This window comes from Achromobacter sp. GD03932, from assembly GCF_029839485.1.
In the GTDB taxonomy this organism is placed as follows: domain Bacteria; phylum Pseudomonadota; class Gammaproteobacteria; order Burkholderiales; family Burkholderiaceae_B; genus Achromobacter; species Achromobacter bronchisepticus_A.
Genome location: NZ_JAOCAT010000006.1, coordinates 101,093 through 120,601, shown reverse-complemented (window position 1 = coordinate 120,601; position 19,509 = coordinate 101,093). Strand labels below are relative to the sequence as shown.

The 19,509-nt window shown below is 66.1% G+C and carries 24 protein-coding genes; 18 read left to right on the top strand and 6 right to left on the bottom strand.

Translation table 11 applies throughout. The annotated features are described in order from the left end of the window. Window positions 1-115: 115 nt before the first annotated feature. The 3 genes from N5C88_RS07795 (at window position 116) to N5C88_RS07785 (ending at window position 1,611) form a co-directional block, all read left to right on the top strand. A complete protein-coding gene (locus tag N5C88_RS07795) occupies window positions 116-778 on the top strand; it encodes a class I SAM-dependent methyltransferase (RefSeq protein ID WP_280015081.1) in 663 nt (220 codons plus the stop codon). A gap of 135 nt (window positions 779-913) precedes the next feature. Further along, window positions 914-1,222: a DUF4148 domain-containing protein gene (locus N5C88_RS07790; protein WP_059379970.1), complete on the top strand. Its 309-nt coding sequence runs from the start codon at window positions 914-916 to the stop codon at window positions 1,220-1,222. A gap of 26 nt (window positions 1,223-1,248) precedes the next feature. Next, the gene (locus N5C88_RS07785) at window positions 1,249-1,611 is read left to right on the top strand and encodes a winged helix-turn-helix domain-containing protein (protein WP_118934348.1); all 363 of its coding nucleotides are present in this window, start codon (window positions 1,249-1,251) and stop codon (window positions 1,609-1,611) included. Between the two features lie 145 nt (window positions 1,612-1,756). Here N5C88_RS07785 and N5C88_RS07780 read toward each other — a convergent pair whose 3' ends face one another. Both N5C88_RS07780 and N5C88_RS07775 read right to left on the bottom strand, forming a co-directional pair. Further along, a complete protein-coding gene (locus tag N5C88_RS07780) occupies window positions 1,757-2,914 on the bottom strand; it encodes a porin (RefSeq protein WP_118934345.1) in 1,158 nt (385 codons plus the stop codon). A 206-nt stretch (window positions 2,915-3,120) separates the two neighbouring features. Beyond that, on the bottom strand, window positions 3,121-3,594 hold the full coding sequence (locus N5C88_RS07775) for an Lrp/AsnC family transcriptional regulator (protein ID WP_280015080.1): 474 nt from the start codon (window positions 3,592-3,594) through the stop codon (window positions 3,121-3,123). Window positions 3,595-3,702: 108 nt separating this feature from the next. Between N5C88_RS07775 and N5C88_RS07770 the strand changes: the two genes are divergently transcribed. Continuing rightward, the gene (locus N5C88_RS07770; protein WP_280015079.1) at window positions 3,703-5,187 is read left to right on the top strand and encodes an aminotransferase class V-fold PLP-dependent enzyme; all 1,485 of its coding nucleotides are present in this window, start codon (window positions 3,703-3,705) and stop codon (window positions 5,185-5,187) included. Window positions 5,188-5,215: 28 nt separating this feature from the next. Here N5C88_RS07770 and N5C88_RS07765 read toward each other — a convergent pair whose 3' ends face one another. Beyond that, window positions 5,216-5,575, bottom strand: a complete 360-nt coding sequence (locus tag N5C88_RS07765; protein ID WP_059379966.1) for a hypothetical protein — start codon at window positions 5,573-5,575, stop codon at window positions 5,216-5,218. A gap of 37 nt (window positions 5,576-5,612) precedes the next feature. Beyond that, the gene (locus N5C88_RS07760) at window positions 5,613-6,701 is read right to left on the bottom strand and encodes a glycosyltransferase family 9 protein (RefSeq protein ID WP_280015078.1); all 1,089 of its coding nucleotides are present in this window, start codon (window positions 6,699-6,701) and stop codon (window positions 5,613-5,615) included. Between the two features lie 340 nt (window positions 6,702-7,041). On the opposite strand from N5C88_RS07760, the gene fmdA reads away from it, so the two are divergent. After that, window positions 7,042-8,271, top strand: a complete 1,230-nt coding sequence (gene fmdA, locus N5C88_RS07755) for a formamidase (RefSeq protein WP_059379964.1) — start codon at window positions 7,042-7,044, stop codon at window positions 8,269-8,271. Between the two features lie 10 nt (window positions 8,272-8,281). Further along, the gene (locus tag N5C88_RS07750) at window positions 8,282-8,614 is read left to right on the top strand and encodes an FmdB family zinc ribbon protein (protein WP_280015077.1); all 333 of its coding nucleotides are present in this window, start codon (window positions 8,282-8,284) and stop codon (window positions 8,612-8,614) included. A gap of 70 nt (window positions 8,615-8,684) precedes the next feature. Here N5C88_RS07750 and N5C88_RS07745 read toward each other — a convergent pair whose 3' ends face one another. Further along, window positions 8,685-9,422, bottom strand: a complete 738-nt coding sequence (locus N5C88_RS07745) for an ABC transporter substrate-binding protein (protein WP_118934338.1) — start codon at window positions 9,420-9,422, stop codon at window positions 8,685-8,687. Window positions 9,423-9,506: 84 nt separating this feature from the next. Continuing rightward, entirely contained in the window at window positions 9,507-9,932 is a 426-nt protein-coding gene (locus N5C88_RS07740) for a copper resistance protein NlpE (protein WP_059379961.1), read from the bottom strand. A 162-nt stretch (window positions 9,933-10,094) separates the two neighbouring features. Between N5C88_RS07740 and N5C88_RS07735 the strand changes: the two genes are divergently transcribed. The 12 genes from N5C88_RS07735 to N5C88_RS07680 all read left to right on the top strand — a co-directional run bounded on the left by N5C88_RS07735 (window position 10,095) and on the right by N5C88_RS07680 (window position 19,488). Next, window positions 10,095-10,568: an OsmC family protein gene (locus N5C88_RS07735; protein ID WP_059379960.1), complete on the top strand. Its 474-nt coding sequence runs from the start codon at window positions 10,095-10,097 to the stop codon at window positions 10,566-10,568. An 11-nt stretch (window positions 10,569-10,579) separates the two neighbouring features. Further along, window positions 10,580-11,227 carry a glutathione S-transferase gene (locus N5C88_RS07730; protein ID WP_059379959.1) on the top strand — a complete coding sequence of 216 codons (648 nt, stop codon included), beginning with the start codon at window positions 10,580-10,582 and terminating at the stop codon, window positions 11,225-11,227. A gap of 112 nt (window positions 11,228-11,339) precedes the next feature. Continuing rightward, window positions 11,340-11,786 carry a carboxymuconolactone decarboxylase family protein gene (locus tag N5C88_RS07725; RefSeq protein ID WP_280015076.1) on the top strand — a complete coding sequence of 149 codons (447 nt, stop codon included), beginning with the start codon at window positions 11,340-11,342 and terminating at the stop codon, window positions 11,784-11,786. A gap of 11 nt (window positions 11,787-11,797) precedes the next feature. Beyond that, a complete protein-coding gene (locus tag N5C88_RS07720) occupies window positions 11,798-12,727 on the top strand; it encodes a sigma-70 family RNA polymerase sigma factor (protein ID WP_280015075.1) in 930 nt (309 codons plus the stop codon). After that, window positions 12,708-13,265, top strand: a complete 558-nt coding sequence (locus tag N5C88_RS07715; RefSeq protein WP_280015074.1) for a GNAT family protein — start codon at window positions 12,708-12,710, stop codon at window positions 13,263-13,265. Before N5C88_RS07720 ends, N5C88_RS07715 begins: the two co-directional genes overlap by 20 nt. Before the next feature lie 23 nt (window positions 13,266-13,288). Next, window positions 13,289-13,840, top strand: coding sequence for a cysteine hydrolase family protein (locus N5C88_RS07710; RefSeq protein ID WP_280015073.1), 552 nt, complete (start codon window positions 13,289-13,291; stop codon window positions 13,838-13,840). Between the two features lie 5 nt (window positions 13,841-13,845). After that, the gene (locus N5C88_RS07705; RefSeq protein WP_041655832.1) at window positions 13,846-14,070 is read left to right on the top strand and encodes a DUF3820 family protein; all 225 of its coding nucleotides are present in this window, start codon (window positions 13,846-13,848) and stop codon (window positions 14,068-14,070) included. Between the two features lie 179 nt (window positions 14,071-14,249). Then, window positions 14,250-14,579: a hypothetical protein gene (locus N5C88_RS07700; RefSeq protein WP_059379954.1), complete on the top strand. Its 330-nt coding sequence runs from the start codon at window positions 14,250-14,252 to the stop codon at window positions 14,577-14,579. A 101-nt stretch (window positions 14,580-14,680) separates the two neighbouring features. Continuing rightward, window positions 14,681-15,559 carry an AraC family transcriptional regulator gene (locus tag N5C88_RS07695; RefSeq protein WP_251881748.1) on the top strand — a complete coding sequence of 293 codons (879 nt, stop codon included), beginning with the start codon at window positions 14,681-14,683 and terminating at the stop codon, window positions 15,557-15,559. Between the two features lie 190 nt (window positions 15,560-15,749). Continuing rightward, window positions 15,750-17,798 (top strand): TonB-dependent siderophore receptor, encoded by a 2,049-nt coding sequence (locus N5C88_RS07690; RefSeq protein WP_280015120.1) that lies wholly within the window; start codon window positions 15,750-15,752, stop codon window positions 17,796-17,798. Window positions 17,799-17,854: 56 nt separating this feature from the next. Then, the gene (locus N5C88_RS07685; protein ID WP_118934325.1) at window positions 17,855-18,289 is read left to right on the top strand and encodes a cupin domain-containing protein; all 435 of its coding nucleotides are present in this window, start codon (window positions 17,855-17,857) and stop codon (window positions 18,287-18,289) included. Then, window positions 18,286-19,488, top strand: a complete 1,203-nt coding sequence (locus tag N5C88_RS07680; protein ID WP_280015072.1) for a RhtX/FptX family siderophore transporter — start codon at window positions 18,286-18,288, stop codon at window positions 19,486-19,488. Before N5C88_RS07685 ends, N5C88_RS07680 begins: the two co-directional genes overlap by 4 nt. Window positions 19,489-19,509: the final 21 nt, after the last annotated feature.

The window sequence follows — 19,509 nt, the reverse complement described above, 5'->3', positions numbered from 1 at the left end:
GTCCAGAAAAACTCAGGATAGAAGAAAAAGCCCCAACCTAGAATTCAAAAAAATGAGGCTGATGGCCTGCTGGAAGGCCACTCGGATATTGGCGTTATTCGGGGTTTTGGGGATCATGAAGTTCATCAGAAAAATATCATATGCCCTGAAGCGGGCGGCTTTCCGGGCTTCTCCGGCTCTTGCCAAGACGCTAGGCGTCGATTTCCGGCTGAGGGTGCCTAGCCGGATGTTCATGGAGCAAGAAGTCTTCGACTACGTCAATGAACATTTCCGGCGCGGCGCGGCGGCGCCGGCGGCCAGATGCCTTTTCATCGGTCTGGACAAGCACAACTGGCACTATGACCGGTTGCTGGATCTGGACTTCTATTCGATAGACCTGAATCCGCGCAACGCCGCCTACGGCCCGCCCAACAGGCACGTGGTGGGTTCGGCGACTGAACTGTCTTCGTACTATCCGCCGCATGGCTTTGATGTGGTGTTCGCTAACGGACTGATCGGCTTCGGCCTGGATACGGAAGACGCATTCAATCAGTTGATGTTTGAATGCCATCACGTGCTGGCCGACGATGGGATGTTGGTGCTCGGCTATAACGACAAGCCCGATCGCCTGAGCTTCAAGGTCGAGCAGGCCAAGGGCTTTCAGGTCTTCAAGACATTCGAGCCCGGCATAACGGGGATGACGGGCGCGCGCCACGTCGTGGCGGACGGGTTCCAGCATTGTTATGTGTTCTTGAGACCGCGGCGCCTTGGACTGGCGCAGCAGGGGCTGGCCTGGTAGGGGCATCGGAAAGCGCGGGGCTGCGTCAGGCCGGCCCGCCATTTCAAAAACGTAATCCCGCTATCCGCTTTCTGTCCGCATCGCTTTCCTAGAATTTGATCGTGCAGTCCCCTCCACGATACATAGGAAACAAACATGCAGATTATCCGCAAAGCCGCATTGATCCTGGCGCTGTCGGCCGCCGCTACCGGCACGGCGCTGGCGCAGTCCGCGCCGCCGCCCGCTGGGTTGGCCAATCCTTATGGGCCCTCGTTGACGCGCGCCGAAGTGCTGGCCGACCTGGCGCTTTGGAAGCGCGCGGGCGTGGACCGGTTCTGGCGCGGCGAAGAGACGCCGGATATTTACAGCCCGCAGTACAAGGCCGCATTTACGGAGTATTTCCGCCTGCGTTCGGGGCCGGAGTACCAGGCTGAAGTACAACGCCAGAACGCGTCGGGGCGATAGCCGCCGGCGCGGCAGGCGAGCCCGGCGTGGCTGAATCCTCCGTGATCAATCCCCCCGAGTCCAGCCCCAGGTTGCAGCTTGCCGACCTGGAGCTGGACTTATTGCGCTGCCGCGCCTACCGTGGCCGGCAGTTCCTGCAGCTCACGCCCAAGGAATTCGGTTTGCTGGCTTTTCTGATGCAGCGGCCCGGGGTCGTGTGCGTGGAATGGGAGCTGGCCGAGCAGGTCTGGAAAATGAAGCTGCATATCCAAGACAAACGCAATTTCAAGTCGCATGCGGTTGCGGTCGCGATGCGCAGGTTGCGCAGGAAGGTCGACGCAGGGCCGGGGCCCAAGCTGCTGCACACGATGCGGGGCGGCAGCTACATGCTGGCGGCGCGGCCCTTGTGATCAGCGCACGCATGCGAGCCCGGCAACCGCGCGGCATCAGAAAAAGCGCGCGCCGGAAGGGCGCGCGGCGATCATCTGGCCTTCCCTTCGCGGAGGGGGCGCAATCAAGGGATTCCCTGCATACAGCGTCTTATGAAACCTTGCGTTAGAACCGGTGGCGGATGCCCATGTTCACTTCAGTCGCCTTGACGTTGTCCTGGAACGCCCAGTTGGTGGTGTAGGACGCCACGGCATAGAGATCGGTCCGTTTGGACAGGTTGTAGTTGTAGCCGAGGCTATAGGTGTTGCTGGCGGCGTCACCGCCCGTGAGCTGCTTGCTGTTGGCGTCGGCGCGCTGCCATGACGCGAATGCGCCGCCGGATCTGCCGACGGGAACGGCCAGCGCCAGCATGTAGGCATTCGAGCGGAAGCCTTTGACGAAGGCGTAGGAAGGTGTGCCGGTAAAGCCGCCGATGCTGCCGCCATTGGGGAAACCTTTGCCTGCGAACCAGCCATCGCTCATGCGGTTGTAGGCCAGGGCCACCTTGACGACTTCGAAGTCGTAGGAGCCGCCGACGATGTAGGAGCGCGGCGTGGCGTCGGTCTGGCTTGGGCTCAGCTTGTTCGAGGCATTGAGCTGGTCGTAGGTGGCAAAACCCATGATCGGGCCGTTGTCATAGCGCAGGCCGGCCGAGATGGCGCGGGTGTTGTCGGCCGTGGCGAAACCGGTCTGGGCGAGGCGGCGGTCGTCGGCGTTGAAGGCGTAGCCGATGGCGCCCGTGAAGCCGCCCATCGACGGGGTTTCATAGACGACCAGGTTGTCGTAGCGCACGAAGTTGGCCGAGCTGAAGCCCAGGCCTGCGCCGGTGTTCAACTGATTGAAGCCGCCGCCGAACGACGAGCCGAACATGCCGGTGAAGTAGCGCGAGGCAATGTTGTATTGGCGACCCAGGCGTACCCCGCCCCAGTCGGCGCTGCCCAGGGCCACAGTGGCTTCGCGGCCGAACAGGCGGCCGCTTTGCAGCGAGTTGCCGTTGCGGCTGTCGTAGCCGGACTCCAGCTGGAAGAGCACGTACAGGCCGTCGCCCAGGTCTTCCTTGCCGCGCAGGCCCCAGCGCGAACCGGCGGTGGTGCCGGTGGTGGATCCGATACGGCTGCTGTCGACGCGGGTGCGGTTGCCGGTGGCGGGATCGGTGTAGGCGCCATCGACGTTGGCATAGCCGATGCCGGTGTCGATAAGGCCATAGAGCGTGACGGAAGAGGGCTGCGCATAGGCGGCGCCGGACAGTGCCGTGGCGACCGCCGCGGCATATAGCTTTTTCATGGGGGACTCCGTGAGCGGGGAAGATCGATATGCGTCTACCGACCGGAAGCCACGGGAACCATGTCTTCTGGCGGATTGGCGGGGCCAGTGTGCAGGCCGTCGCCCGACAATCCGCGGTCATTGGAATTACAAATCCGATCGTCCCGCCGTCACGGTTCTGTCATGTCCGCATGGGTCGGGCGTCCCGTGCGCCATGCTCGCCTGCCTTATCCCTCCAATCCCCCCAGATCCGGCGGCCGGTTCTCGATGATGGCCTCCATGCTGAAGAACCCCGTCACCGTGGAAAGCTCGAAATCCGTGATCAGCTTCTGGTAGAAGCGGTCGTACCCGGCCATGCCGCGGCAGACCACCTTGATCAGGTAGTCCCAGTCTCCGCCGATGCGATAGAACTCTGTCACTTCGGGCAGGCGTTCCACGTGCTGGCGAAATCCGTCGGCCCAGGCCTTGGCGTGGTGGCTGGTGCGGATCATTACGAATACCGTCAGGTCCAGCCCCAGTTCGACCAGATTGACCTCGGCGCGGGTGCCGCGAATGATGCCGCAGGCGTTCAGGCGCTGCAGCCTGCGCCAGCAGGCGTTTTGCGACAGCCCGACGCGATCGGCCAGCTCGCGCTGCGACAGCGCGCCATCCTTTTGCAGGCAGGAGATGATATTCAGATCAAATTTATCTACTTTTTCCATTTAAAAGATCAAATGACCCAATTTATGAGGTTTTAGGCAAAATTTAGGTGAGGTTTCAAATTTCTTTCCATCGTATGATATTTCGGTGTGCCCAGGAACATCCCCGACATGAATACGCCTACCAAAACGACCCCCGCCAAGATCACGCCGTTGCAGCAATTCCTAGAAAGCCTGAAGACGGCCGACGTCGCCGCGGCGCTGGCCGAAGGGCTGATCGGCAAGGATGCGGTGGTAGATGGCCCCTATGGCGTCAAGCCGCTGGTGTACGCCGATTACGTGGCGTCCGGCCGGGCGTTGATGCAGGTCGAGCGTTTCATTCTTGAGCAGGTGCTGCCGTACTACGCCAACTCGCATACCGAGGCTTCCTACTGCGGCGGCTTCATTACCCGGTTGCGCCGCGAGGCACGCGCGGCGATTGCGCGGTGCTGCGGCGCGAGCGATGAGCACGCCGTGATTTTTGCGGGGTCGGGCGCGACGGCTGGCATCAACCGGCTGGTGCACCTGTTCGGCGTGCGCGAGGCCATCGCCGCGGGCCGCCAGGTGCGCGTCATCATCGGCCCCTACGAACACCATTCCAATATCCTGCCGTGGCGCGAATGCGGCGCGGAAATCGTCGAGCTGGCGGAAAGCCCGGCAGGCGGCCCCGATCTGGCGCAGCTGGACGCGGCGCTGCAAGCCGGGGAGGGCGCGCTGGTCATCTGCGCGCTGTCGGCGGCTTCGAACGTGACGGGCATCGTGGCGGACGTGGCGGAAGTGACCCGGCGCGTCAAGGCCGCGGGCGCGAAGATGCTGTGGGACTACGCAGGCGGCGCGCCTTATCTGACGATCCGGATGACGCCTGCTGCCGACGCGGCGATCGACGCGATTGTTTTTTCGCCGCACAAGTTCATCGGCGGTCCGGGCGCGTCGGGCGTGCTGATCGTGCGCCGCGACGCGGTGCTGGACACCAAGCCCACCTGGCCCGGCGGCGGCGCGGTGCGCTTCGTTTCGCCCGCGGGCCACGACTACAGCGGCAGCCTGGAAGCGCGCGAGGAAGCGGGCACGCCCAACGTGGTGGGCGATATCCGCGCGGCGCTGGTGCTGCTGGTGAAGGAAGCCCTGGGCGCCGAGTTCATGCGCCAGCGCAATCAACACTTCGTAGAGCGCGCGCTGGCCAGGTGGCAGGGCGCCGAGCAGCTGGAGCTGCTGGGTTCGCTGACGGCGGCACGCCTGCCGATCTTCTCGTTCCGGGTGCGCAACGGCCGCGGCGGTTTCGTGCACCAGCAACTGGTGACGCGCATGCTGAGCGACCGCTTCGGCATCCAGGCGCGCGGCGGCTGCGCCTGCGCGGGACCCTATGTGCATCGCCTGCTGGATATCGGCGCGGATGAGTCGCAGCAGATGCGCCAGGCCATCCTGGATGGCCGGGAAATGGAAAAGCCAGGCTTCATCCGCCTGAACTTCAGCGTGCTGCTGCCGGACGAGAAGGCCGATTTCATCCTGGATTCGGTGCTGGCGCTGGCCGCGGACGCGACCGAGTTCGAGCATCGCTACGGTTTCGATCCGAGCCGTGCGATTTTCTTCCCGCACAGCGCCGAAAAGCAGGCCGCCTGAGCCATGCGCCCGCCGCCTGGCGGGCCGCTCAGTCTTTCATGTGCAGGCCGCAGGTTCTGATCCATGCGGCCTTTTTGTCGGCCAATTCCTCGGACGCGTCGCTTAGCGCGCGCGCCATCTTTGCCGGGAACTCCACGCCTTTGCGGCGGCAGGCCTCGAAGTCGTCGACCAGGGCGTACCTGGCATCCAGCAGGTCCAGGCGGCCCTGGCACAGCTCGCGATTCAATTGCAGATCGTTGGATGCTTCGCGCGTGCGCTGCACGTCCTGCGCGCGGTCGATGCGCGCCTGCTCCGCCTGGACCTGCGCAACGCATTCTTGCGCGACGGCGGGGGCGCTGGCGGCGCAGAGGAGCAGGATGGCGAGGGAGCGGCGGTCAAGAACGGCCATGCGGGGATACCTTGGGAATGCGACTGAATGGGCAGCATCATAACTGGGGGGAGCATCGGCCCGCCGGAGCGGCAGCTCCGTGCGAATCCGTTGTCGCCAGATGCTTCCAGATCGCCTCGGCCACTGTCTGCGGCGCGATGGTGGCCATGTCGCCTTTTACTGTGGCCTCTACCGGGTACAACCAGGGTACGTACCGCAATGCGGGAGTGGCGCCGAACAGCCCTATCGTCGGGATTCCGTGGGCCGCTGCAATGTGCATGCCCATGCTGTCGTTGGAGACAAACACCGAACAGCTCGCGATCAGTGCCTGGCTATCGCATATGTCCTTGGCCTGTTGCGTCGCATCCAACAAAGTTATGGATTCGGGTAGCAAGCTGCGAATTTCTTGTGCAATGTCCTGGACATCGCTGCCGCCCACCAATACAAAACGCAGTCCGCCATCCCGCGCATGCAAGGTGCGCGCCACTTGCGCAAAAGCCCTGCCGCTATAGCGTTTACAGGGTATCGAACCATTCAAGCCGAATCCAATCGTGCGGGATTGCGCATGGCAGAACTGCATGGCCTTGCTGCTCGCCGAATCCGTACAGAACAGCGAGGGATAGCGCGGTTCAAACTGATAGCCCGCCTTCGCATACAGCAACGGCAGCCATGTATAGATGTCAGGGTGCGGGGTCCCTTTGCGGCGTACCCAGATGCGATGCGTGAGCAGCGCTGCAAGATGCGGCTGGTGCATGCGTACGAAACCGATACGTTGCGGAATTCCCGCCAGGCGGGCCGCCAACGCAATGTGAGTACGGAAGGTAAAGAGAAACAGACTGTCGTAGGCGCGGTCCGCCAGTATCTGTTTCACCCGCGTGATGCGCTCCCAACCTCGCAAACGGTTCTCCGAACGCAGAGAGATGACTTCCTTCACGTACGGCTGAGCGCGGAACAGTTCCTGTGCTGACTCATTTTGAGTCATCAGCAATGAAACGGTCCCTCCGGCTTGTTCGGCCAGCGCTCGGACAAAAACCATGCTGAGCACTCCGTCGCCGATGCCGCCGGAAATATAAATCGCACAATTTCGCGCTGTACTACGGGAGACGGAAGAGGCGGCAGGCATGGCATCCAATAAAAATACGCTCACTGCATTTTCAAAAAAGATATCGAACTTCGAATCTATTAGTCTGGTGGAGGTATGTTTATTGGTCGCGTAGTGTTTTGTATTAAATGTTCGAAAAAGTTATGCGCGATGGCGCCTGGACGAAGTGATGGTACATGGGTTGCGGTGAGTGTGGGAAGCGCCCCATGCCGCCTGCGTCCGACGCCAAGGCTACTGGTCGGATACCCAGTTTACGGTTATCTAAAACTCGCCTACTGTGCTTTACATATCAACGACTTACAAGCGCTGCACGGCGCCATCGAATTACACGGTCGGAGATAGAAATTTCTGTTTTATCAACAAGTTACGTTGGAGATGAAAGAGAATGACCGATACCCTCATCAAGGTCGACCTGGCCCAATCCCCCTACGAGAACGCGCAGATCCACAATCGCTGGCATCCGGATATTCCGATGGCCGTGTGGGTCAAGCCCGGGGATGACTTCGTGCTGGAAACCTATGACTGGACCGGCGGCGCGATCAAGAACGATGACAGCGCCGACGACGTCCGCGACGTGGACCTGTCCACGGTGCACTTTCTTTCGGGGCCGGTGGGCGTGGAAGGGGCCGAGCCCGGCGACCTCTTGGTGGTGGACCTGCTGGACATCGGCGCCAAGCCGGACAGCCTGTGGGGGTTCAATGGCTTCTTCAGCCGCAACAACGGCGGCGGCTTCCTGACCGAGCATTTTCCGCATGCGCAGAAATCCATCTGGGATTTCCATGGCATGTTCACCTCGTCGCGCCATATTCCCGGCGTCAACTTCGCCGGGCTGATCCATCCCGGGCTGATCGGCTGCCTGCCGGACAAGAAGCTGCTGGACACCTGGAACCGGCGCGAACAGGCGCTGATCGACACCAATCCCAACCGCGTGCCGCCGCTGGCCAATCCGCCCGCGCCGAAGACGGCGCACATGGGTGCCATGCAGGGCGCGGCGCGCGACAAGGCGGCGGGCGAAGGGGCGCGCACGGTGCCGCCGCGCGAGCATGGCGGCAACTGCGACATCAAGGACCTGTCGCGCGGCGCGCGGGTGTTCTTCCCGGTCTACGTGAAGGGCGGCGGCCTGTCGGTGGGCGACCTGCATTTCTCTCAGGGCGACGGCGAGATCACGTTCTGCGGCGCCATTGAAATGGCGGGTTGGGTGCACATGCGCGTGTCGCTGATCAAGGGCGGCATGGAGAAGTACGCGATCAAGAACCCGATCTTCAAGCCCAGCCCGATCACGCCGGCCTACAAGGACTTCCTGATCTTCGAAGGCATTTCGGTGGACGAGTCCGGCAAGCAGCACTACCTGGACGTCAACGTCGCGTACCGGCAAGCCTGCCTTAACGCCATCGAGTACCTGAAGAAGTTCGGCTATTCGGGCGCCCAGGCGTATTCGCTGCTGGGCTGCGCGCCGGTGCAGGGGCATATCAGCGGGGTGGTGGACATCCCCAACTCCTGCGCCACGTTGTGGCTGCCGACGGAGATCTTCGACTTCGACATCCAGCCGTCGGCGTCCGGCCCCGTCAAGCACATCCAGGGCGGCGTGGACATGCCGCTGTCGCGCGACCGCTAGGAGCCATCCCATGCCCATGTATGACTATGCCTGCGGCGATTGCGGCGAGTTTGCGGCGCTGGTGCCCCTGGCCAGGTGGCGCGATCCCGCCGCCTGCCCGCAATGCGGCGCGATGTGCGGCCGCATCCTGGGGGGAGCGCCGGCGATCTCGGCGCTGTCGTCCGCCGTGAACCGGGCGCGCGCGGTCAACGAGCGCAGCGCCCACGAACCGCGCAGCTCGCGCTCCGGCCATGGCATGAACTGCGGATGCTGTTCCGGCGGCAAGGCGGCCGGCAAGACGCGCACCACGCCGGATGGGGCGAAATCGTTCGCGGGCGCAAGGCCCTGGATGATCAGCCACTGAGGACGCGCCGCCGGCGTGCAAAGGCCCCGCTTGCGCGGGGCCTTGTTTTTGCGGAGCGGGAGCAGCGGGCTCAGGCTTGCAGCGGCGCCACCGCGGCGCCCTGGATCTTGTGGCGGGCCAGGGCTTCGGCGACGAAGCCCGATTTCTTCATGGCCTCGACGAAGGCGGCCAGGTAGGCGCTGGCCTTGTCGCCGCGGCTCTTGGGCACGCCCATGGCCTGCCGGATCAGCATGAAGTGGCCGTCCAGCAGGCGCAGGCCGCCCAGGCGCTGCGCGTCGGCTTCAAGCTGCTGCTTCACGCCTGCGGCGACTTCCATGTTTTCCTGCATGAAGGTGTCGACGACGGCGGGCGAGGTGGGCGCGCGGAAGATCTCCGCCTGCTTGAGTTCCCGCGTAAGGTACAGGTCGTAGGCGCTGCCCTTGCCGACCACCACGCGCTGGCCTTTGCGGTCCACCTCGTCCATGCTCGCGATGGGCGAGTCCTGGCGCACCAGGTAGGCGCCTTCGATCACCACGTAGGGCGCGGTGAAGGCGATTTGCGCGCCGCGCAGCGGATCGATGGCGAAGAAGCCCACGTCGGCCTCTTCGGCAGCCACGGCGTTGACGGATTCACCGGCCGACTTGAACACCACCAGCTCTAGCTGGACGTCCAGGCGCCGCGCCAGTTCCGTGGCCAGGTCGACCGAGACGCCGCCGGCCTGGCCGGTGACGGGGTCGGCGTGCGCCAGGATGGGATTGCCCAGGTTGATGGACGCGCGCAGCGCGCCGGTGGGGGCGAAGGCGGAAAGCAGCTCGTGGTCGGTCTTCATGGTTTCCTTGGGCGGAGAGGGCCCCGCGCGTGGGCGCGGATGTTGCGGCAAGCATAGCCGCAAGCGCGCGCGTTGCGCGATGCCTTATTGCGCTCGGCGCAGCACGTAGTGGGGGGCCAGCGGGCCGGTCGGGCGGGTGCCGTCGCGGTACAGCATGGTCACCTGGTTTTCGCCGACGAAGTAGCGCTGGCTGTCGCCGGACGCATCCAGACGGATGGTGCTGCCGTCGGACTCCCAGCTGAATGAACCCGTGACGACCTCGGGTTGCGGCTGGCGGTCCAAATACTGGGTCTGTCTTTGGTAGCGGCCGTCCTGTTCGAGCGTCAGGCGGGTACGGATGCCCGGGCAGTCGGCGCAGGGCAGGGTGCCCTCGTAGCTGCCGGCCCAGTCCAGCGAATCGCGGGCGGTGTGGCTGTCGACGGGGGCGGAACCGCCGGCGCCGGGCCGGGTGGGCGCGCAGCCGGCGAGCAGGGCTAGCGTCAGGGCGCAGGTCAGGGTGGTTTTCATCATGGCGAGCTCCTGTTTGGCAAACCGGTCACGATACGGACAGTAACGGGGCTGTGCTGAAACGGGATGTAAAGCGCAAGGGCCGGTCGCGGCCGCGCATGCGCTACGCTACCTTACTTTCCGGGCGCATCCGCCCGGGCCTCCCTCTTGAACAGGACGATTCCGATGAAAGGCGAACACCGTTACAACGTCACCGTCGACTGGACCGGCAACACCGGCTCGGGCACGTCCAGCTACGCGGCCTATTCCCGCGACCACCTGATCCGAGCGGCGGGCAAGCCCGATGTGCCGGGATCGTCCGACCCGGCCTTTCGCGGCGATCCCGCGCGCTGGAATCCCGAGGACATGCTGGTGGCGTCGCTGTCCGCGTGCCACAAGCTCTGGTATCTGCACTTCTGCGCGGTCGAAGGGGTGACGGTGGAGGCCTACCGCGACGAGGCCGAAGGCGTCATGGTCGAGGATCGCGAGCGCGGCGGCGCCTTCAGCGCCGTCACCCTGCGTCCCGAAGTGACCATCCGCGCTGGCGACGACGCGGCGCTGGCGGCCGAACTGCACGAGCGCGCGCATCATTTCTGCTTCATCGCCAATTCGGTCAACTTCCCGGTGCGTTGCGAACCGCGCATCGTGCACGCTGCCTGAGGACTATCGTCATGCTGACCATTTGGGGACGCCGCAGTTCGTTCAATGTGCAGAAGGTGTTGTGGCTGGCGGGAGAGCTGGGCCTGGAGTACGAGCATGTGCTGGCCGGCGGCCAGCACGGGCTGCTGGACACGGCCGAGTTCCGCGCCATGAATCCGCACGGCAAGGTGCCGCTGCTGCGCGATGGCGCGACCACGGTCTGGGAGTCCCATGCCATCCTGCGCTATCTGGCCGCGCGCGACGGCGCCGGCCGCTTCTGGGCGGACGACCCCGCGCAGCGGGCCGGCGCCGACGGCTGGATGGACTGGGCCCAGACCGCCTTGCAGCCTGCCTTTCTGACCGGCGTGTTCTGGGGCTATTACCGCACCCCCGAGGCGCAGCGCGACACGGCGGCCATCGAGCGCGCCATCGCCGCCACGCATGCCTGCCTGCGGCAACTGGACCGCGCGCTGGCGGACCGCCCGTATCTGGGCGGCGAAACCCTGGGCCTGGCCGACATTCCCGCCGGCACCACGCTCTACCGCTACTTCGAAGTGGACATTCCGCATCCGTCCATGCCCCATCTGCAGGCCTGGTACGAGCGCCTGCAGGCCCGTCCCGCCTATCGCGAACATGTGATGGTGCCGTTCGGGGAATTGCGCGGGCGGCTGGCTTTCTAGGCTGGATTTACAAATTTTCCGGCGGGCGATGTCACATCGTGGCAGGCTGTCTCGTCCTAGGGGTAATGGCGCCGCATCCCGCGGCGCATGCCTGCCTTGCCGGAGACACGCCATGAGCACCGCCCGCCTGAACGCCTACACCGCCTCGCCCAAGGCCATGAAGGCCATGATCGCCCTGAACGACTTTGTCGAGGGCTGCGGCCTGGAACAGAGCCTGCTTGAACTGGTGAAGATGCGCGCTTCGCAGATCAACGGCTGCGCCTACTGCCTGCACATGCATTCCACCGATGCCCGCAAGCAGGGCGAGAGCGAAATGCGCCTGTACCTGCTGGATGCCTGGCGCGAATCCTCGCTGTACAGCGAACGCGAGCGCGCCGCGCTGGCGTGGACGGAGGCGTTGACCCGGCTTGCCGACACCCGCGCGCCGGACGCCGACTATGCCGAAATGGCCAGGCATTTCAGCGAGGAAGAGCAGGTCAACCTGACGGTCGCCATCAACATGATCAACAGCTGGAACCGCATCGCCGTCGGGTTCCGCTCGCAGCATCCCAAGCAGTGAGGCCCGGCTGTATGAGCGCGCCCGCCATTCCTGGTGCCGTGGCCGATTTCGAACCCCATCGCAAGCACCTGCAGGGCCTGGCTTACCGCATGCTGGGGTCATGGGCAGAGGCCGAGGACATCGTGCAGGACGCCTGGCTGCGCTGGCGCGACGCGGACCGCGCTCAAGTCGAGACGCCGCGCGTCTTCCTCTCGCGCACCGTCACGCGGTTGTGCCTGGACCAGCTGAAGTCGGCGCGCGTGCGGCGCGAGGAGTACGTGGGGCCATGGCTGCCGGAACCCTTGCCTGATGCGGGCAGTTATGAGGCGCCGGGGGCGGGGGAGATTGCGCACGATCTGTCGGTGGCGCTGATGCTGGCGCTGGAGCGCCTGTCCGCACTGGAACGGGCCGCTTTCCTGCTGCACGATGTGTTCGACATACCGTTCGCGGAGATTGCGGCGACGCTGGGCCGCAACGAGGCCGCCTGCCGCCAGTTGGCCGCGCGGGCGCGCAGCCGCGTGCGCGATGCGCGCCCGCGGTTCGCGGTGACGGAACGGGAAGGCGCGCGCATCGCCGATGCATTCTGGAAGGCGTCGCGCGCGGGTGACGTGGATGCTCTGCGCAGCCTGCTGGCGCAGGATGCCGTGCTGCATGCCGACGGCGGCGGCAAGAAGCTGGCCGTATTCAGACCCATCCTGGGCAGCGACAAGATCGCGCGCTTTTTCGCCGGCCTGGCGAAAAAACCCAGCGGCCAGTTCCTGGACGCCGTGGTGACCCAATTGAACGGCATGCCGGGCGTGCTGGCGACCGAGCTGGACGGCCTGCCGCGGTCCACCACGCTGGAGGTGCGCGACGGCAGGATCGCCGCCATCTATATCGTGCGCAACCCTGATAAGCTGCGCCATGTCGCGGCGCTGTCGCCGCAGCCGGCCGCGCCCCAGGATGATTCCGCACCTCACTGACTACCCGCAGGACCTGCCCGAACTGGGATTGGATGGCTTGCTGCTGCGCCCATTGCGGGAAGCGGACGCCGACGATTGGCATGCGTATCTGCGCGACGAGGCGGTCACGCGCCATACCAGCTGGCAGTTGGACGGGCCGGATACGCTGGTCCGCCTGATCCGCGGTTATGGTCAGCCGGCGGCATCGCACAGCCTGCGCCTGGCCATCGTCACGGGGGGCGGCGCTTTGGCAGGCACCATAGGCTTGAACGAGATCGCTGCGTCCGCGCGGCGCGCGGAAATCGCCTATGACGTCGCGCCGTCTTATTGGCGGCGCGGCATCGCCACGCGCGCCTGCGTGACATTGACCGAGTGGGCCTTGCGCGAGCTGGGCTTTGCGCGCATCCAGGCCACCGTGCTGGATACGAACGTGGCGTCGGCCGGCGTGCTGGAGCGCTGCGGTTTTCAACGCGAAGGGCTGCTGCGGCGCTACCGCCTGGTGCGCGGCGAACCTCGCGATTTCTGGATGTACGCGCGCGTCAACGCCGCGCAGGGCTGAAGCCCAATCATTTTGAGGAACCCATGACAACCGCTTTGATCGTGATAGACGTGCAGCGCGCGCTGTTCGAGACGATTCCCGCGCCCGCCGATGCCGAGGCCGTGTTGGCGCGCATCAATGCGCTGGCCGAACGCGCCCGCGGAGCAGGCGCGCCCGTCATCTACGTGCAGCACGAAAGCCCTGGCAGCGCCATGGACCACGGCCTGCCGGGCTGGCAGCTGGACTTGCGGCTGCAGCCAGCGGATGGCGACGTCCGCGTGCGCAAGACTACGCCGGACTCTTTCCTGCGCACCGGTCTTGGCGATGCGCTGACTCAGGCCGGCGCCACGCAACTGGTTGTGTGCGGCTACGCCAGCGAGTTCTGCGTGGACACGACCGTGCGCCGCGCGGCGGCGCTGGGCTACCCCGTCACGCTGGCCGCCGACGCCCACACCACTCAGGACAAGCCGCATGCGCCGGGCGCGCAGATCCGCGCGCATCACAACGCGACCTTGTCGTCCATCTCCAGTTTCGGCGTGAAGATCGCCGCCGTGCCCGCGGCGGACATCGTCTTCGGCGCCGCGACGGCGCGGTGAGCTCCATGGATCCCGAGCTGCTGTCGCTGCTGGTCACGCGCACCATGCCTTTCGGCAAGTACCAGGGGCGCCTGATCGCCGACCTGCCCGGACCATATCTGGCCTGGTTCGCGCGCAAGGGCTTTCCGCCGGGCGAGCTGGGGCGCCTGCTGGCCTTGATGCACGAGCTGGACCACAACGGGCTTTCGTCATTGCTGGCGCCGCTGCGCCAATCCGCGCCGAAGAAGTAGGGCGGCCCGCGTAGGGCGGCCCGCGTAGGGCGGCCTGGCGGGGAAACCGCGGGAAACAACTGTGGCGGATTGTGTAGCGTCTTGGCACGCCGCACGCTGGCGGCCGGGGATACGATAGGGCGGCGTGTCCAGGGCTGCGGTCCGCGTCCTGGATGTCAGTTCATTGAAAAGAGGTCGTCATGAAGAAACTCCACATTTCCGCCTTCCTGCTTGCCGCCCTGTGCGCGGCCGGCGCCGTGCAGGCGCAGAATGCGGCGCCCGTCACGCAGGAATACCAGTACCCCAGCGTACGCTCGAAGGATGGCAGCCTGTCGCCGCCTTCCACGCTGCGCATGACGGTCACGCCCGAATCCGGCTCCGCGCCCGCGGTCATCCGCGACACGCCGGAAAGCCAGGCCCAGTACGTGCGTTGCCGTGAAGTGTCGGACCGCGCCGCCGTGTCGAACGCGCAGATGCAGGCCGGCGTGGCCCAGTGCCTGAAAGAGCTGGAGCAGCGCCGCCAGCAGTAAGAAGTGCACGGGCCGCCCAACGGGCGGCTTTCCGTTCTGGTCAAACGGTAATAATATTCAATCTCATCAACAGCGCTGCCCGCCGCGACGGAGCCGCCATCTTGACCGCCGCCCATCCCGAACCTGATTGGACCGTATCGGCCGCCACGCCCGCCATGTCGCTGGCGGGCGGCACGCTGCGCTTCGGTCGCGACGAGCGCGTGCAGGAGCGCCTGGAGCCGGGCCTGAAGCTGGTGCTCGTGCTGGACGGGGACCTGCGCTACAGCGTGCGCGGCGCCGCGCCCACCCGCGTAAGCGGGCCCGCGCTGCACCTGAGCGTGTGCCAGGACGCCATGGGCATGGAGCATGAGTTCGGCGCGCATCAGTCCTTGCGCTTCGTGTCCTTGCGCACGGGCCTGGACCATCTGCGCGAGGCCTTTTCCGTGGATCCGGCCCAATTGGCGGGCCTGCTGCGCGCGCCGCGGGCCGTAGGCGCGTACGCCGAGGCCAATATGCGGGCGGACCGCAAGCTGGAGGCCCTGGGTCACCAGATGCTGGCCTGCCCGGTGCAGGGCGCGCTCAAACGCATGTACCTCTCGGCCAAGGCGCTGGAACTGGCCGCGCTGGCGTTGGGCGCGCTGCAGCCGGCGGAGCAGGTCGCGCCCATTCGCGGCCTGACGCGCGCCGACGTGGAACGCCTGCAATACGCGCGCGACCTGGTGGCGGCGAACCTGCAGGATCCGCCGTCCCTGCCCGAACTGGCGCGGCGCGCGGGCGTGAACGTCAACAAGCTCACCACCGGCTTTCGCAAGCTGTTTGGCCAGAGCGTCTACGCCTACGTGCGTGAACGACGCATGGAGCAGGCCCAGGTTCTGCTGGCCGAAGGCGCCTATACCGTATCCGAGGCGGCCTACGCCTGCGGCTATACCGATTCGCACTTCACCAAGGCGTTCCTGCGCCGCTACGGCGTGCTGCCCAGCAGCGTCGGGCCGGGCCGCTGAGGCGTCAAAACTTCCGCAATCGCCAGCAAGACTTCCGCAATCGCCAGCGCACGGCTGCCGTCATTCCTAGAATTACTTGAGAATTATTCTCAATAAAGTTCTAAGAGGACAGGCAGTGCAAAAACAGGTGAAAACGGGGGCGCCGCGCAGGAACGCGGCGCGGGCGCAGCATTGGCCGCTGTGGCTGGCGGTGGCGGTGACGGTGGCGCCAGCGCAGGCGCAGGAGGCCGCGTCGCTGCCGGCGGTGACGGTCAGCGGCGAGGGCGTGGCGCAGGACACGGCGACCCTCGGCAAGCTGCCGCTGACGCTGCGCGAGATTCCGCAGTCGGTGACGGTGATCGGGCAGGAGCGGATGCGCGAGCAGAACCTGCAAAGCCTGGACGAGGTGATGCAGCACGCCACCGGCATCACGGTGCAGCCCTATCAGCTGCTGACCACCGCGTACTACGCGCGCGGCTTCAAGGTGGATTCGTTCGAGCAGGACGGCGTGCCGGTGCTGATGGGCAACATGGCGGCATCGCCTCAGGACATGGCGGTGTACGAACGCGTGGAGATCCTGCGCGGCGCCAACGGCCTGATGCATGGCGCAGGCAATCCCGCCGCCACGGTGAACCTGGTGCGCAAGCGGCCGCAACGCGAGTTCTCGTTCAGCGGTTCCCTCAGCGCGGGAAGCTGGGACCGCTACCGCGCGGAGGCCGACCTGGGCGGTCCGTTGAACGATAGCGGCAGCGTGCGCGGCCGCATCGTCGGCGCCATGGAGGACCGCGGCTATTTCTATGACGTCGCGGATCAGCAGTCGGCCCTGCTCTACGCCATAGGCGAGGTGGACCTGGGGTCGGACACGGTGCTGTCCGCCGGCCTGCAGACCCAACGCATCCGCTCTACCACCAACATGGCCGGCGTGCCGCGCTACAAGGACGGCGGCGATATCGGCCTGAAGCGTTCGACCTACCTGGACGTGGCCTGGGACCGCTTCAACTGGGATACGACGCGCGTGTTCGCGGACCTGGAGCATCGCTTCGGCCAAGGCTGGAGCGCCAAGATCAGCGCCAATTACCTGACTGCGGACAGCAACCTGAAGTACGCAGGCGCATATGGCGCGATAGACCGCCAGACCGGGCTGGGTGCCTCCTTGATGGGCGCGGCCTACAAGTTCGACAACACGCAGGCCAGCGTGGACGCCTATGTCGGCGGCCCGGTGCAACTGTTCGGCCGGCGCCATGAACTATTGCTGGGCGGCAATGCCCAGCGCACTACGTCCGAGCAATACAGCGCGGACCTGACGCCCTATCCGAACGTGCCGGTCAACGTCTTCGACTGGGATCCGCACAGCGTGCCCGAGCCTGGCGTGGGGCCATACACCTCGCCCGGCGAAACGCGGCTCAAGCAGCAGGGCGTTTACGGCATGGGCCGCTTTTCGCTGGCCGATCCGGTGACGTTGGTGCTGGGCGGACGCATGAGCTGGTGGAACCAGAGCGCGCCTCGCGCGCGCCAGCGCATTGATCCGGAGTTCACGCCGTATGGCGGATTGATCGTGGACCTCGACCGTCAGTGGTCGCTATATGGCAGCTATGCGCAGGTCTTCCAGCCGCAGGGCGAGCTGACGCGCGACGGCAAGCCGCTGGATCCCATTACCGGCACCAACTACGAGGCCGGCGTCAAAGGCGAGCTGGCGGAGGGCGCCTTGAACGTGTCGCTGGCCGTGTTTCAGATCCAGCAGAAGAACCGCGCGCAGGAGGACCCCGCCTGGCCGTGCGTGGGCCGCAACTGCTACTACATCTCGGGCGGGGAAGTGCGCAGCCGCGGCGTCGAGGCCGAAGCCTCCGGCAGCATTACGCCCTATTGGACAGTGGCCGCGGGCTACACCTTCAACACCAGCAAGTACCTGACGGATTCGGAATCCGGCGGACAGCCGTTCGCGCGCTTCACGCCCAAGCACATCTTCCGCGTATGGACCAACTATGCCTTGCCCGGCCTGGAGCGGCGGCTGAGCGTGGGCGGCGGGCTGCAAGTGCAGTCGGGCTACTCCACGGTGTCCGGTCCCGTCACGCTGCGCCAGGGCGGCTATGCGCTGGTGGACCTGCGCATGGCGTACCGGGTGGACAAGCACGTGACCGCGGCGCTCAACGTCAACAACCTGTTCGACCGCGGCTATTACCAGAGCCTGTCGGGCACGGCCTGGAACAACCGCTACGGCGAGCCCCGCAACGTCATGCTGACCCTGCGCGCCGAATACTGATGACCCGCGGCGGGCGCCGTCCGCGCGCGCCCGCCGGCAACCAGAAGGAGAGATCGATGAGTGCACCCGATACCGGACCGGTGTTCGACTGGCTGGACCACTTCGTGGCGCTGGGGCGCGAGGGCGCCATGCGCGATGTGGGCCGTTTGCGCCGGCTCGCGCCGCAGGACGAATGGCTGGTCGGCATCAAGGCCGTGGCCAGCGACGCCGACGTGCATGGCGATGTGTGGGAGCGCCACCCGGCGGGCGATGAAATGCTCTGCGTGTTGGAAGGGCGCGTGGTGGTCACATTGATGGCGGAAGACGGCGCCCAGACCGACATGCTGCTGGATACCCGGCGCAGCGCCATTGTGCCGCGCGGCGTGTGGCACCGCCTGCACGTCGCCTGTCCCGGCAAGATCCTGTTCGTGACGCCGGGGCAGGGCAGCGAACACCGCCGCGCGGATGCCGCCGCAATCCCGCAGCCCCTCGTCGAAGGAAATCTGAAGTGAACCGTATTGCAAACGCACGCATGTTCGTGATGATAGGCGCCTTGTATTTTTCCCAAGGCATACCGCTGGGCGTGGCCATGGAGGCTTTGCCCACGCTGCTGCGCCGCGACGGCGCGGACCTGCACGCGCTGGCCTGGCTGCCGCTGGTCGGCCTGCCGTGGGTGCTGAAGTTTCTGTGGGCGCCCGTGGTCGACAACCGCTGGACCCGCGCCATGGGCCGGCGGCGCAGCTGGATCCTGCCGATGCAGGCCGTGGTGCTGGCCTGCCTGCTGGCGTTGTCTTTGCTGGGTATCGATGCCGCGGCAGCGGCCTGGGTGGTCGCCCTGATGGCGCTGGCGTCGTTGGCCAGCGCGACGCAGGACATCGCCACCGACGGCCTGACGGCCGAGCGCTTCCAGGGGCAGGATCTGGCGCGCGCCAATGCCGTGCAGGTGGGCGGCACCATGCTGGGCTTCTTCTTCGGCGGACCGGGTTGCCTGATGCTGGCGGGCCATATCGGACAGACCGGCGCGCTGCTGACCTTGGCGGCCGTGGTGGCGTTCAGCCTGCTGCTGGCGGCCGCCTGGCGTGAAACCGAACTGGCCATGTCCGCGGCCAGGCGGCGCGCCACGCTGGGCGCCTTCGTGCGCCGCCCCGGCGCCTGGGCTCTGGCCGCAGCCGCCTTCCTGTCGGCCATGACCGCGGTGGCGGGCTATGGCCTGTCCAAACTATTCCTGGTGGATGCGGGCTGGGCGGTCGAGGCGGTGGGGCGCGTCGGCATGGCGGGCGGCGTGGTGACCGTGCTGCTGGGCTGCGGCGGCGGCGCCTGGCTGATCGGCCGGCTGGGCGCGCGCGCGGTGCTGGCGCTGGGTCTGGCCGCCTCGGGCGCGGCTGCGCTGGCCTGGATGGCGCAGGCCCAGGGCTGGATGCTGGCGCAGGCGGGCACGGCCCTGGGCGCGCAGGCGCTGGGGGCGTTCGGCGCGGGCGCCGCGTCCGTGGCCCTGATGACGCTGGCCATGCGCTTTGCCAGCCGCGGCGAGCAGGCCGGCACCGACATGACCGCGGTGCAAAGCGCGCGCGACCTGGGCGAGATCCTGACCTCGTCCCTGATGACCGGGCTGGCGGCCCAGGTCGGCTACGTCTGGGGCTTTGCCAGCGGCCTGCTGGTGGCGGCCGCGACGCTGGCGTTCACGGCCAGGGCGCTGGCGCGCACGGGCTGATATGGCGATTCTGGCGGTTGC

Bases quoted from the DNA above. Each gene is read 5' to 3' on its own strand.
- N5C88_RS07795 (WP_280015081.1), top strand. From the start codon at position 116: ATGAAGTTCATCAGAAAAATATCATATGCCCTGAAGCGGGCGGCTTTC.
- N5C88_RS07790 (WP_059379970.1), top strand. From the start codon at position 914: ATGCAGATTATCCGCAAAGCCGCATTGATCCTGGCGCTGTCGGCCGCC.
- N5C88_RS07780 (WP_118934345.1), bottom strand. From the start codon at position 2,914: ATGAAAAAGCTATATGCCGCGGCGGTCGCCACGGCACTGTCCGGCGCC.
- N5C88_RS07775 (WP_280015080.1), bottom strand. From the start codon at position 3,594: ATGGAAAAAGTAGATAAATTTGATCTGAATATCATCTCCTGCCTGCAA.
- N5C88_RS07770 (WP_280015079.1), top strand. From the start codon at position 3,703: ATGAATACGCCTACCAAAACGACCCCCGCCAAGATCACGCCGTTGCAG.
- N5C88_RS07765 (WP_059379966.1), bottom strand. From the start codon at position 5,575: ATGGCCGTTCTTGACCGCCGCTCCCTCGCCATCCTGCTCCTCTGCGCC.
- fmdA (WP_059379964.1), top strand. From the start codon at position 7,042: ATGACCGATACCCTCATCAAGGTCGACCTGGCCCAATCCCCCTACGAG.
- N5C88_RS07750 (WP_280015077.1), top strand. From the start codon at position 8,282: ATGCCCATGTATGACTATGCCTGCGGCGATTGCGGCGAGTTTGCGGCG.
- N5C88_RS07745 (WP_118934338.1), bottom strand. From the start codon at position 9,422: ATGAAGACCGACCACGAGCTGCTTTCCGCCTTCGCCCCCACCGGCGCG.
- N5C88_RS07740 (WP_059379961.1), bottom strand. From the start codon at position 9,932: ATGATGAAAACCACCCTGACCTGCGCCCTGACGCTAGCCCTGCTCGCC.
- N5C88_RS07735 (WP_059379960.1), top strand. From the start codon at position 10,095: ATGAAAGGCGAACACCGTTACAACGTCACCGTCGACTGGACCGGCAAC.
- N5C88_RS07730 (WP_059379959.1), top strand. From the start codon at position 10,580: ATGCTGACCATTTGGGGACGCCGCAGTTCGTTCAATGTGCAGAAGGTG.
- N5C88_RS07725 (WP_280015076.1), top strand. From the start codon at position 11,340: ATGAGCACCGCCCGCCTGAACGCCTACACCGCCTCGCCCAAGGCCATG.
- N5C88_RS07720 (WP_280015075.1), top strand. From the start codon at position 11,798: ATGAGCGCGCCCGCCATTCCTGGTGCCGTGGCCGATTTCGAACCCCAT.
- N5C88_RS07715 (WP_280015074.1), top strand. From the start codon at position 12,708: ATGATTCCGCACCTCACTGACTACCCGCAGGACCTGCCCGAACTGGGA.
- N5C88_RS07710 (WP_280015073.1), top strand. From the start codon at position 13,289: ATGACAACCGCTTTGATCGTGATAGACGTGCAGCGCGCGCTGTTCGAG.
- N5C88_RS07705 (WP_041655832.1), top strand. From the start codon at position 13,846: ATGGATCCCGAGCTGCTGTCGCTGCTGGTCACGCGCACCATGCCTTTC.
- N5C88_RS07700 (WP_059379954.1), top strand. From the start codon at position 14,250: ATGAAGAAACTCCACATTTCCGCCTTCCTGCTTGCCGCCCTGTGCGCG.
- N5C88_RS07685 (WP_118934325.1), top strand. From the start codon at position 17,855: ATGAGTGCACCCGATACCGGACCGGTGTTCGACTGGCTGGACCACTTC.